Raw genomic sequence first — 12,454 nt, 5'->3', positions numbered from 1 at the left:
ATATTGTCGAGAAATGTATTTTCGCCGATTGACGTTTGCCTAAAAAAGAATGGAGTTTGGACGTAACCACAGTAAGAGACAAAAGGAATTCTGTTATGTCGAAATTGTTTATTAGTTATAGCCGCTATAACGTTGAAGCTGTTCAGATTCTTGCTGCGGATCTGGAAGCCGTCGCTCACGATGCTTGGTACGATAGCGCTTTAACGGGAGGCCAGCGTTGGTGGAACAGTATATTAGCTAATATTGAAAAAGCCGACATATTCGTTTTTGCTCTCACCAAAGACTCGCTTGAGTCTACCGCATGTCGAAGTGAGCTTAAGTATGCGTTTGAACTCAATAAACGCATACTCCCCGTTTTGTTGGCAGACGATGTTAATCTAGGCTTGCTGCCAAAGGCCTTGTCTGAGTTTCAAGTTGTAAAATACCTGCGGGACGATAAGCACTCCCTGGCCGCGCTGATCAAAGCGATACACAATATTCCTCCTGCTGGAGCTTTACCTGAAACGCCGCCTGTTCGTCCAGAAGTCCCCATCTCCTATCTTGTTACCGTAAAAGAGCGAATCGATTCCAGCGAGACACTAGGATACAAAGAACAGCTTTCAATTGTGATTGACTTAAAAAACCAGTTAAAAGAAATTCGCAGTAAACAGGAAATTCGGGAGTTGTTGTTACGTTTAAAAGGGAGGGATGATTTGCTGGCCAAGGTTAATGCAGAAATAGAGGCGTTGGTTAAAGATATAGAACACGGGGCGGTACCAGAACCCGCTGAGAAACTTTTGACTGATGGTGTTGAGAGAATGGAGTCCTCCCGCGAGGTACTGTTTTGTAAAAATTGCGGTAACAAGAATGGCGGAGGGTCAAAATTTTGCGGGAATTGCGGTTCAGGCTTATCTGCCGCCGTTGAAGGCCTTATACGAGAACCGGAGATTGAGCCAAAAGAAACTTCTGGCTATCAAACCCCTGAGCCCGCTGAGAGCCCTGATACGCAAAGACGGACCTTTATCTGTAGTGCGGAACGCGCCCAGTCATTAATTATGGAAACGGAAAAATGGTTGGAGGCTCAAGGCTACGAGTGTCAAAAAATCCATACCGAAGAAGGCGCGCTTTTACTACAGGTGACGAAAGTGGGGGCGTGGAAAAAGTTGATTGGAATGGCCACCTCGCTAAATGTGGTTTTCTACCAGAAAGGTGATTCTCTTGTGATTGAAATTGGTGCAGGGAAATGGATCGACAAAGCTGTTGCTGGTACGGTAAGCCTTTTTGTTCTCTGGCCTTTGGCCGTTACCGCAGGCATTGGTGCCTGGCAGCAAATAAAAATGCCTGAAAAAGTGTACGATTTTATTGATGCCTACCTTCGGAAATCGGTTGTGAACAATCATTAGAATTCTATTGATAAGGAGGGGTAGTGTGAGTGTTTAATAACCACTGTTATGCGACGCCTCGTTTTTTTTAATAAAAACCTTTTGTTATATGAGGTTATATTGAGTCATCTAAGCCCTTTCCTTGTTTTCCCTCGCTCGGATGTGAGTTTGAGTTATAAGAAATTGAATTGTCCCTATTACTGTGAGGAATAACGCCTAAACAATATGCAGGCAGCCTGCAGTGGGAGTTTGTCTTTACATGCAGAGATATCAATATTTTTGATATCCTCATTCAACAATACTTTTTGCTGTTTTCAATATGGCATTTCGACTGGGGTTATCGGATTCCTGCTTGCGCCAAATAAACAGAAACTCACGTGTAATGCTCAGCTCGGGCACATTCAATATTTTTAACTGACCGCTCTCAACCCAGGGTTCTACTGAGCGTCGGCTTAAACATCCCAAATAGTTACCTTTAACCAGCAGCGCTAAAATAACTCCTACCTGTTCATATTCACGGTGGACATTGAGTTGTTTTAAATATTTGTGAATGCTCGAGTCAAAAATTTCACGGGTGCCCGCTCCAGGTTCGCGCAGTATCCACTGTGCCAGCTCTAGCTGGGTAAGTGTGGTACTTTCCTGTCGACTGTAGGGATGTTGTGTGCTCGCCAAAATTACCAGCTCATCCTTGCACCACACCTCCCTGGCAATACGTTCGTCATCGCAGCGTCCCTCGATGATACCTAGGTCATATCGGTAGTCTAAAAGGCCTGCGATTACATGCTCAGTATTCTCTACTTCCAGCTTTAAATTGAGCCGCGGGAAGCTTCGGTCCATCTGACAAAACAGCGCCGGAACCAGGTGTTCGGCGGGCGTTTGGCTTACGCCCAGCTGTATTTGACCGCTGACTAAATCCAGCTCACTCATGCCCATTTCAATGGTGCGGCAATTGGCCAATACCTCGTGAACGTGGGGCCGCAACCAGAGTCCGTAATTGGTTAAATCCATGCGTCTGCCCTGGCGTATAAACAGCGGATGGCCCAGTGACGCTTCCAGTTGAGCCAAGCCCATACTGGCGGCAGATTGGCTCATATGTAGCTCTTTTGCAGCGTCCGAAACTCTTTGGTGTTCGGCAATAAGTTGGAATATTTGCAGCTGTCGGAGGCTGAACTTCATATCAATAATCCTTATACATGGGATGTGTAATATCGACTTGTCTTATTCTTTTATAGCAGTATCTTAGCGTTGTTGAAAGAGAATTTTATTCGGTAGCACGACAATGCCGCCGTCGAAACGATGTTGATGCTGACTGTTTTACATTCAAGTAGAGACTCACTGAATTACTACTTAGGAAATTGTTTTATGACAGAGATCGTAGCTCCACAAGAGCACGCCTCCGCCCCGACTGAATCGGATTATCAACGCGACCGTCGACCGGCATCCGAATTTAAAAATCGATCAGATTATCTCGATAACGAATTGCGGGTTATGAATCCTCGTCGCTGGAGGTTAAACCTTCCGACACGTGATTTTAATTTTGAATGGGAAGATATTGTTCCTGCGCTGGCCGGAACCATTGGTATCACCGTTATGTTTTCAGCGGTGATGTCTGCGTACGCCAACGCGTTCGGACTCGACCAGTCCTTCGTTATCGAAAATGTGCGCTTGGAATTATTGGTGTCGGCAGTTCTGTTTGTCATTCTTACCTCAGGGTTTTTTAATCCACGCGCAAACCTTGCCGGAAACCACGGCCCAATGATTCCGCTGATTGGCGTTATCGCGGCGTCTGGCGGGCACCCGTTAGCATTGGGCATTATGATTTCTGTGTTTGGTTTAATCCTAAGTTTAAGTCGCGGAGGCTCAAAGCTCGTGACTCTCAGCTCCCACGGTGTTTCTGGCGGGCTGCTAATTTATTTAGGATCTATGGGCGTCGTCTCACAGCTAGGTCAGTTCAAAGAGTGGGCGCTGGCGAATGATGTGGGGCCGGTATTCTTTGTAGTCCTAATTGTTACCACCGTTGTTTACGCCTGGTTGGCAAAAATTGGAAAGCGTTGGCTTGCAATTCCGTTGTGCTCGGCGATAGCGCTGATTATTTCACTGTTGATGGGCGCCTCGCTGGAGCTAACAACAACGCCCGGCTTGCCCAGTCTTAATCCCGCCTACTGGTGGGGCGCGGATACTGGATGGAAACTTGGCCTGCCGAACCTTCAGCATTTTATTGCGGTAACGCCGTTTGCGATATTGGCTGTCGCTATGTGGTCTCCCGATTTTCTGGGGCACCGTGTTTTCCAGGCGCTGAATTATCCAAAAGATGCGAAAAATGTCTTGATGGATGTCGACGATACTATGACCGCCTGTTCCTTCCGACAGGGCATCGCTTCATTCCTGGGCGGCGGTAATGTCTCCTCTTCTTGGGGTACTTATATGATCCCTATGGCCATTGCCAAACGCCCAATTCCAGCCGGAGCTATTTTAACCGGTGGGTTGTGTATCGCATTAGCAGTTTCCGGGTACCCAATGGATATTACCGTATGGAAACCCGTTATGTGTATTGCGCTATTGGTTGGTGTATTTATGCCGTTACTCGAAGCGGGTATACAAATGATTAAGGATACAAGAGGTGCTGAAACTGCTGGGATTTGTATTTTGGCCTCGGCCATTGTCAACCCAGTATTTGGTTGGTCATTAACCATGTTCCTAGATAACAACGGCCTGATCGGTGACAAAAAACGAGCGGAATCTTTAAGTTTTAAAGACAGAGTTGTTATTCCGGGTTCTGCCTTTCTTATTTGCGTAATTTCAATGGCGGTGGTGGGTATGTTGCCAGGTATTCCCGCACTAATGGGGAATTAAATGCTGAGAAATGATTTCTGCATAGGGAGGTGCGCAATAGAACGTTATTTGGGTTAGGGCTTTGTTCGCCTAAATATCGGGCTTTACATGTTCATTCAAGATTTATCAGAGGTAGATAGATATGGCCGATTCAGCCTTTACAGTACTTGCTCGCCAAACTATGGAGTTGTGTCATCATATTAAAGAAGAGGTAGTCTCCAATCCTCTTGCAAGAGCGGTATACGATGTTTTTAGTTTGCCGACAGCTCAAATAGATAGAATAGAAAAGCGAGTAGAAGATAGAAAAACAGAAGAAGAAAAAGATTGTCAATTTTGCCAAGGTACCGCAGAGCGTATAAAAGTAAGCGATGTAATGTGTAAACAATGTAAACTTGAACTTTCTCTGGGGCGGAAAGTTAAGTAAGGGCAAGGGGGAGAATGAAAGGCGAGACGAGGGATATGCAAGTTGCTCCTCCCTCGCATGAACGCTATAAAATATTTTCTTTTAACGCTGTTTGCTTGTTTGGTAGCAGTTAAAATCTAATCAATTCTAATACTTTGAACCACAAAAATACCCTCTATTTTGGGGCAGCATTGAGGGATAAAACCCAGCTGCTTTCGTATGTTCTCGATAACCTTTTAGCGTAGCGTCACCGTGCCACTGAGCGAAAAGGGATACCTCCACGTTGACGCATACTATCTAAGCTTTATTTCTGCCAGGAGTATTGCTTAAAGGTTTCGTCAACGGGCGTTTTGGCCAAGTGATTGAGATAATTGCTTATCACTTTTTGAGATACCCCTAACACTATCTCCAGCAATTGACGCTGCTCGTAGCCCACAGCATAAAACGCCGTTGTTTCAGCATCACTCAGGTGTCCTCGATTGCGAACCATGGATAGGGTTGTATCGTGCAACACCTGTAGCTTTTCCGTAGGCATAGCGGTTCTATTTCGTAGCTCCTCGCTCAGATTTTCATCCACCTTCATCATATGAGCAATACCGGTATGGGCAGGCACGCAGTAGCCACACTCATGCTCTACATTTATGGTCTGCCATACCACGGTGAGTTCTTCATTGTTAAATGATGAACGTTGAAATAGCTCATGTAGCCGTTGGTAGCCTTCTAACAAGCCAGGAGCCTCGGCCAAAACACCAAGCAAGTTGGGAGTTGCACCGAAGCTTTTCAGGGTTGCTTCGAGTAACGGCTGGCTTTCAAGTGGGGCTGAATCCAAATTATGTATCGTGAAAGTACTCCTGATGCCTCCCAATATATTCGTTAAACTCGCTTTTGGGTGGCGCTCTTCATAAGCCGGCAGCACATCTTGGCTTGAACACTTGTTCAATTACGATACCCTCGCTGGACTTGAACGTATGTTCAAGTTAAGGTTGAACACACGTTCAAGAAGGCTATCGAGATGCTTCATGGTTAAAGCGGAAAGGCATGACCGCCAGAAAGCAATAGAGATGGCTACCCAACTTTTCTGGGAAAAGGGCTATCACGCGACTTCTATGCGCAATCTGCAGGAGTTTATTGATTTGCGTCCGGGTAGTATTTACGCGAGTTTTGGAAGTAAGGAGGGCTTGTTTAAAGAGGTTCTGCAGTACTATACGGCTTCCAACCTGGCACGCTTGGCGGCCTGTGCCGAGGTATCATCACCACTGGATGCGCTAAAAACCTTTATTCAGCGCTCGGTGATTGACGACTCAGGGTCAGCACCAAGCCATATGTGTATGCTTGTAAAATCAGTCTCTGAGTTTACAGAAGATAACGCGGAACTGTTGGCCGAATCGAAGCGATTACTGAGTACCGTTGAAGCCGCTTTTGCGGCTTTGCTGGTTCAGGCTCAAGCGAGCGGCGAGCTTGATAAAGAACGGGATTCAAGGCGATTGGCGCGCTTTTTACAAGCGCAACTGATGGGGCTCCGGGCCTACGTTCGCGCGAATGACGGCAAGGTGCGTGTGAATGAACTTATCGATGATGCTTTTGCCTGTTTACACTGACGCCAACGATGTAATGCGTACTTTAAAAAGTGCGTAAAGCTATGGTCAGCTATCGCCGCCAAAAAGTAACTGGTCTTCCCTTCTGAATTTTTTAGTGTCAAACCTGCTTCCTGGAATCGTGCCAAGTTGTTGTTGGACTATTCCGTTTTAGGCGACATCAAGTTGCCGGGAAAGGGGTTAATCATTTTCGTATAGCGCTGTATGATCTGCGCTCTTTCATCCTAAAATCGTAATAGGGAGTTTTTATGAAAACTCGAGCCGCTGTAGCATTTGGGGCTGGCAAGCCTCTTCAAATTTGTGATGTCGACCTAGAGGGCCCAAAAGCGGGTGAAGTCTTGGTTGAAGTGAAAGCCACCGGCGTTTGTCATACCGATGCTTTTACCCTCTCTGGTGACGATCCCGAGGGGGCTTTTCCTACGATATTGGGGCACGAAGGTGCCGGTGTGGTTGTTGAGGTCGGGCCTGGTGTTAAGGGCTTGAAGCCCGGTGACCACGTTATTCCGCTGTACACCCCTGAGTGTCGGGAGTGCGATTATTGCCTCAACCCCAAAACCAATCTGTGTCAGGCGATACGCTCTACCCAGGGACAAGGGTTAATGCCAGACGGGACCAGCCGTTTTTCGCTGGAAGGCAAGCCGTTGTTGCATTACATGGGGTGCTCCACCTTTGCCAACTACACCGTTCTGCCTGAAATCGCACTGGCAAAAGTTCGCGAAGACGCACCTTTCGATAAGATCTGTTATATCGGCTGTGGTGTTACCACCGGTATTGGCGCGGTTGCGTTTACCATGAAGGTCGAGCCCGGCTCTACGGTCGCGGTATTCGGTTTGGGGGGGATTGGCCTTAACGTAGTTCAGGGCGCGAAAATGGTGGGAGCAACCCGCATTATCGGTGTTGATCTGAACCCCAGTAAGGTAGCGTTGGCGAAACAGTTTGGTATGACCGACTTCGTTAATCCCAACGACGTTGACGATGTGGTTCAACACCTGATCGAGATGACCGGTGGTGGAGTGGATTATAGCTTCGAGTGTATTGGCAACGTAAACGTGATGCGTCAAGCACTGGAGTGTTGTCACAAGGGCTGGGGACGCAGCTGCGTTATCGGTGTTGCTGGCGCTGGCCAGGAAATTTCTACCCGTCCGTTCCAGTTGGTTACTGGTCGCTCCTGGCACGGTTCGGCCTTTGGCGGTGCTCGCGGTCGCACGGATGTGCCTAAGATTGTTGACTGGTATATGGAAAACAAAATCAATATCGACGATATGATTACGCACACCATGCCTTTGGAAGATATAAACACTGCCTTTGATCTGATGCATGCTGGCGAAAGTATTCGTTCCGTGGTGGTGTACTAATGGCAGTTGAACAGCTTGCATCAAACCGGTGTTTTGGCGGCCAGCAGTTACGTTTTAAACATAACTCACAGGTTTTGGGTTGCGAAATGTTTTTCTCAGTTTACCTGCCGCCGCAAGCAAAACTGGGCCCTGTTCCGGTTTTGTACTATCTCTCTGGACTAACCTGTACCGACGAAAACTTTGTGATTAAAGCGGGCGCGCAGCAATTCGCTGCGCAATGCGGTATTGCACTGGTCTCACCGGACACCAGCCCGCGAGGAGATGAGGTACCGGATGATTCGCAAGCAGCTTACGATTTTGGTCTCGGTGCGGGCTTTTATGTGAACGCGACAGAAGCTCCCTGGGCGCAACACTATCGCATGTACGATTACATCGTTAGTGAATTGCCTGCTGTGGTCAACGACCAGTGCCCGGTTGATCCAAACCGCGTGAGTATTACCGGCCACTCCATGGGCGGGCACGGAGCGTTAACCATCGCGCTGAAGAATCCAGAGAAATACCGCTCCGTTTCAGCCTTTTCACCCATCGTTTCACCAATGAATTGCCCGTGGGGTGAAAAAGCTTTGGGTAACTACCTGGGGCAAAATAGAGACGCATGGCGCGAGTATGATAGCTGCGAACTGGTGCGAAATGCGAAACAGCATTTGCCGGTTTTAGTGGATCAAGGTGGAGCCGATAATTTTTTAAACGAGCAGCTAAAAACCGGTTTGTTACTCGAGGCCTGCACAGAAGTTGCTTACCCTATGGATATTCGAATACAGGCGGGCTACGACCATAGCTACTACTTTATCGCCAGTTTTATTGAAGACCATATTCGTTTTCACTCGCAATATTTGGTGTGACCGCGGGTGTGGCTTCGGCGTTTTAACCTTGTTCATGAGGAATTGTAGATATGACAGCGATGACATTTTTGGGTTTGGGGGCTATGGGCTCGCGCATGGCAACTCACCTTATTAAGGCCGGATACCCGGTAACGGTGTGGAATCGCAGCCCCGCGGCGACTGAGCCCTTACTTGAACTAGGCGCGCTGGTTGCGGCAACGCCGGCCGCAGCAGCGCAGGGCGCTGATATTGTTTTTAGTATGGTTCGTGATGACGAAGCGTCCCGTTTTGTTTGGCTCGACCCGCAACAGGGTGCGATTAATGCCATGAAGCCCGGCACTATCGCTGTCGAATGTTCGACTCTCACGCCCGAGTGGGTTAAAACCCTCGCAAGTACATTGGGCGACCGGGATATCAGCTTAGCCGATGCTCCCGTGTCCGGCTCGCGCCCGCAGGCAGAGGCGGCCAAACTTGTGTTTTTGGTGGGAAGTGACCGCTCAACATTTGAGAAGGTACTGCCATTGCTGCAGACCATGGGCGGAACCGTGAACCATGTGGGTGAGAGTGCCTCAGGTGCAACGATAAAACTTGCCGTAAATGCACTGTTAGGTGTTCAGCTTGCGGCAACCGCCGAGCTATTGGGTTTTATCCAAAAATCCGGGCTAGACCTAACGCGCGCTATGGACGCTATAAGCTCAACACCAGTGTGCAGCCCAGCGACCAAGCTGGCGGGCGAGGCAATGGTTGCGGGTAACTTTGCCGCAGCTTTTCCGATTGAGCTTGTCGCAAAAGACTTTGGCTATGTGGAATCGGCAGCCCACACTGTTCATGTTGACGTTCCTGTTAGTGCGTCAACCCGGCAGGTTTATCTTCAGGCAATCGAACAGGGTTTAGCGGGAGACAATATTACGGGTATTGCTAAACGCTACGTCGAATTCGCGAATATAAGTAATGATTGAGGCCCTATCGTGTTTCTGCCTGCGTTTTTGATCTGTAGGCTATAAAATCTGGCCGAGCATTTTTTTGCTCTTATCCATATTTTCTCGTTGTTCAGAATAAAGCGGCTTTAGCCGCTTTATTCATTTTTTGATTGTTCTCTATTGCTGCTTGTGATGGCGTTTTTCTTAATTTGGACGAAGCATTTATTCCTATGTGTTTAGGTAATATAATCCCGCAATAACATTACTTATAAAGAAGTCATTCATGGAAACTAAAACAGCTCGCTTCACTGTCCTGATGGACCCACGAAAAAAACAGGCCTTTGAGACGCTGTGCGCATCCCAAGATCTCACACCTTCACAAGTCGTAAGGCAATTAATTCGCGAGTATCTCGATGCGCATAATGTTAGTTTTAGCGATGAGAATGCCGTCAACAACCCCCAGGTAAAACGCTGAATTACGAGTCCCTCTTTGTGCGTTGATACGCGGAGCTGAGGAAATATTTTCGGCTAATTTCTAGCATGGCGTTAACCGATTTATTTTGAAACTGTTGTTGTGTGGTTGAGAGAGGGCTGGCTGCCGTATAGAACTCTTGTGTTGCTAATAGTGCTTCTTCGAAATTTTTAAAATGGCCGCTTTTCCCAACCAAATCCAGTATGCCCGCTTTTTGTAACTTAGCGGTGACTCGCTCGTTTGCACCTGATAAAAATACAATTACATTGCGTTTATGTAAATCGCAAATAACTTCCTCAAGTGTTTGAAGCCCGGTTATATCGATAAACGGTACCCATTTTAAGCGCACGATTAAGTACTTGGGGTCGGTATGTGTACCGGCCAGCGCACGCTCAAAATTTTCGACAGCACCAAAAAAGAACGGCCCTTCGACGGCAAACACCAGTACGTCCGACGGGAGACTAATAAGCCCCGTGTGGGCGAATTCCTGTGTTAGCTCTTGTTCTGTTGCTTGCTTGACTTCGACACTTGTCGCCATACGGCTTAGAAAATGTAGGGTCGCCAGTATTACGCCAATATTGACGGCTACAACTAGGTCTGCAAATACGGTTAATCCAAAAGTTATGAGTAAAATCACTACATCGGCCTTCGGTGCCCTGCGAGTCATTTTTAGAAAGTGTTTAGCTTCGCTCATATTCCACGCAACTATAAATAGAATTGCCGCTAGCGCAGGCAAAGGAATATGTATGGCCAGAGGTGCTAGCAACAATAAAATGGCTAGTAAAGTGAGCGAGTGAATAATACCGGATAGGGGGCTGCTACCCCCATTTCGAATATTGGTTGCGGTTCGGGCAATTGCGCCGGTTGTTGCAATGCCGCCAAATAAGGGAACGACGATATTGGCCAGCCCCTGGCCAATGAGCTCCTGATTGGAGTCGTGACGGGTACCTGTCATACCGTCGGCAACTACCGCCGATAGCAGAGATTCAATTGCGCCCAGCATCGCGATAGTGAAGGCGGGGCCGATAAGCGCAATAATTTTTTCCCAGCTAACAGCCGGTAATGAAAATTCCGGTAGCGCCTGAGGGATGCCACCGAATGCGGTTCCGATGGTTTTTATCCCGTCGAATTGAAAGTAATAGTGGAGCAGTGTCGCAACAACCAAAGCCGTTAGCGGGCCGGGAACGCGTTTAAAGCCCGGTAGCTTCGGGCTGTAAATAACGAGGAGCAGGGACAGTATCGCGAGTAAGGTGGTTCCCGTGTGGAGTTGTGGCAGGCTTTGACATAAATGCAGCAGCTTGGTATGAAAGTGCTGGCCCGTGATATCGGGTAAACCAAAGAAATCCTGCCATTGACCAATCCAGATAATAACGCCAATGCCCGCAGTAAATCCGACAATCACCGGGTCGGGTATAAATTTGATAATGGAGCCCATTTTGGCGAGCCCCAGAGCCAAGAGCATCATTCCCGCCATGAGCGTCGCAATCTGTAAGCCTTCAATACCGTATTGCGCGGTGATACCGGACAAGACGACGATAAAGGCTCCCGTTGGACCGGCAATTTGCAGCCGGCTTCCCCCAAAGGTGGCGACAAAAAATCCAGCGATAATGGCGCTGTAGATACCTTGTTCGGGTTTCGCTCCCGATGCAATGGCAAAGGCCATCGCCAGTGGCAGCGCCACGACGCCCACAATAACGCCTGCAATAATGTTGTTGAACCAATGGTGCCTGCCAAGCATGCCCGCGGAAAAAGCTTCCTTAATCGCAATCATGTTTTTTTGCACCTTTTAGTAGCTGAATGATAATAGCATTATAATGTTATTATCATTCATGGCAATCCCTGAGGAGGGCTAGCCGCTTGATAAAAAACGTAAGAGAGGTTGTCAGCGCAAGGAAAAAATGAGCATTTTGAGTCGATTTTTAACGCTGCCCGGGTAATGCAGGTAGTTGTTCAGCTGTCTGCTGGGCACGTTTTTACGGCAATCGATAGGTTGCAGGCGTTTGAAACGTCAACGTAATGGTGTGGGCGATTGAGCGCTTCGATAAGAAGCGCTACGGCAGGTAATGTTGGAGGATGGGTTCAGGTGTGTTGGCGCGGGGGAGACCAGAACATATATGGACTTAATCAGAGCTTCCCCGGGCGTTTTATAGGCTACTTTTTCTGCCAGCCGCTACCCGGCGTTTTTATGTAGTGGCCGCTAGCCGTTTTCGCGAAGGCTTTCTCGCCAGCGAGTTTTTCTATCGCCTCCAGGCTGAGGTTCTGGCTATTCGCCAAGGCGTTATACATATCCTTGCGCTTGCTGTTAATGTCTTTAATAAGTGCCTGTACCTCTGTAGACGGTGTTTCCTGAGGTGACCCGAGATAACCGTTATTCATTTCACCAACCAAACCGTCAGTTTTAGCTTGTTGCAAATCCAAAGCATAAGCGGGAAGGGCAAAACAAAATGTAGTTAACAGAGCCAGTATTAATGCTTTTGTGGTTTTCATTTGTAGCCTCCTAAAATAGTCCAGAATCGTCAGAAAGAATGGAGTCTAGTTCCTTATCTACCCGCACGCGAATCTCATGTTCAATTTTTACATTAAGATTAATTGTGATGGGCTTATCGGAAGCCTCCACTTTCACCGTTGGCGCACAACCGGCCAGGGTTAGCAAGCTGGTAGCAGTTACTAATAGCGCGAATAAACGCATGCTTTT

The 12,454-nt window shown here is 47.8% G+C and carries 13 protein-coding genes; 8 read left to right on the top strand and 5 right to left on the bottom strand.

Features of this window, described 5'->3' with window-relative positions; translation table 11 throughout:
* Positions 1–95 precede the first annotated feature (95 nt).
* Positions 96–1,382: a TIR domain-containing protein gene (locus H5715_RS11840; RefSeq protein WP_075187741.1), complete on the top strand. Its 1,287-nt coding sequence runs from the start codon at positions 96–98 to the stop codon at positions 1,380–1,382.
* A 267-nt stretch (positions 1,383–1,649) separates the two neighbouring features.
* Here the strand turns inward: H5715_RS11840 and H5715_RS11835 are convergent, their stop codons facing one another.
* Positions 1,650–2,537 (bottom strand): LysR family transcriptional regulator, encoded by an 888-nt coding sequence (locus tag H5715_RS11835; RefSeq protein WP_075187740.1) that lies wholly within the window; start codon positions 2,535–2,537, stop codon positions 1,650–1,652.
* Positions 2,538–2,723: 186 nt separating this feature from the next.
* Here H5715_RS11835 and H5715_RS11830 point away from each other — a divergent pair, with 186 nt between their 5' ends.
* Positions 2,724–4,214: a DUF3360 family protein gene (locus H5715_RS11830; protein ID WP_075187739.1), complete on the top strand. Its 1,491-nt coding sequence runs from the start codon at positions 2,724–2,726 to the stop codon at positions 4,212–4,214.
* 121 nt (positions 4,215–4,335) lie between these two features.
* The gene (locus H5715_RS11825; protein WP_075187738.1) at positions 4,336–4,617 is read left to right on the top strand and encodes a hypothetical protein; all 282 of its coding nucleotides are present in this window, start codon (positions 4,336–4,338) and stop codon (positions 4,615–4,617) included.
* Positions 4,618–4,900: 283 nt separating this feature from the next.
* On the opposite strand, the gene H5715_RS11820 is transcribed toward H5715_RS11825, so the two are convergent.
* On the bottom strand, positions 4,901–5,425 hold the full coding sequence (locus H5715_RS11820; protein WP_246434524.1) for a carboxymuconolactone decarboxylase family protein: 525 nt from the start codon (positions 5,423–5,425) through the stop codon (positions 4,901–4,903).
* Between the two features lie 190 nt (positions 5,426–5,615).
* On the opposite strand from H5715_RS11820, the gene H5715_RS11815 reads away from it, so the two are divergent.
* From H5715_RS11815 to H5715_RS11795, 5 genes are all read left to right on the top strand, one after another.
* Entirely contained in the window at positions 5,616–6,194 is a 579-nt protein-coding gene (locus H5715_RS11815; protein WP_075187737.1) for a TetR/AcrR family transcriptional regulator, read from the top strand.
* A gap of 245 nt (positions 6,195–6,439) precedes the next feature.
* Positions 6,440–7,546 carry an S-(hydroxymethyl)glutathione dehydrogenase/class III alcohol dehydrogenase gene (locus H5715_RS11810; RefSeq protein ID WP_075187736.1) on the top strand — a complete coding sequence of 369 codons (1,107 nt, stop codon included), beginning with the start codon at positions 6,440–6,442 and terminating at the stop codon, positions 7,544–7,546.
* The gene (gene fghA, locus H5715_RS11805) at positions 7,546–8,388 is read left to right on the top strand and encodes an S-formylglutathione hydrolase (protein WP_075187735.1); all 843 of its coding nucleotides are present in this window, start codon (positions 7,546–7,548) and stop codon (positions 8,386–8,388) included. Before H5715_RS11810 ends, fghA begins: the two co-directional genes overlap by 1 nt.
* 50 nt (positions 8,389–8,438) lie before the next feature.
* Entirely contained in the window at positions 8,439–9,326 is an 888-nt protein-coding gene (locus H5715_RS11800) for an NAD(P)-dependent oxidoreductase (RefSeq protein ID WP_075187734.1), read from the top strand.
* Positions 9,327–9,570: 244 nt separating this feature from the next.
* The gene (locus tag H5715_RS11795; RefSeq protein WP_075187733.1) at positions 9,571–9,762 is read left to right on the top strand and encodes a CopG family transcriptional regulator; all 192 of its coding nucleotides are present in this window, start codon (positions 9,571–9,573) and stop codon (positions 9,760–9,762) included.
* Between the two features lies 1 nt (position 9,763).
* On the opposite strand, the gene H5715_RS11790 is transcribed toward H5715_RS11795, so the two are convergent.
* The 3 genes from H5715_RS11790 to H5715_RS11780 form a co-directional block, all read right to left on the bottom strand.
* The gene (locus H5715_RS11790; protein WP_075187732.1) at positions 9,764–11,530 is read right to left on the bottom strand and encodes a SulP family inorganic anion transporter; all 1,767 of its coding nucleotides are present in this window, start codon (positions 11,528–11,530) and stop codon (positions 9,764–9,766) included.
* A 380-nt stretch (positions 11,531–11,910) separates the two neighbouring features.
* A complete protein-coding gene (locus H5715_RS11785; RefSeq protein WP_075187731.1) occupies positions 11,911–12,246 on the bottom strand; it encodes a YdbL family probable chaperone protein in 336 nt (111 codons plus the stop codon).
* 10 nt (positions 12,247–12,256) lie between these two features.
* Positions 12,257–12,448: a YnbE family lipoprotein gene (locus tag H5715_RS11780; RefSeq protein WP_075187730.1), complete on the bottom strand. Its 192-nt coding sequence runs from the start codon at positions 12,446–12,448 to the stop codon at positions 12,257–12,259.
* Positions 12,449–12,454: the final 6 nt, after the last annotated feature.

It is taken from the genome of Teredinibacter haidensis (genome assembly GCF_014211975.1).
Lineage (GTDB): Bacteria > Pseudomonadota > Gammaproteobacteria > Pseudomonadales > Cellvibrionaceae > Teredinibacter > Teredinibacter haidensis.
This window is presented reverse-complemented; position numbering and strand designations above follow the sequence as displayed.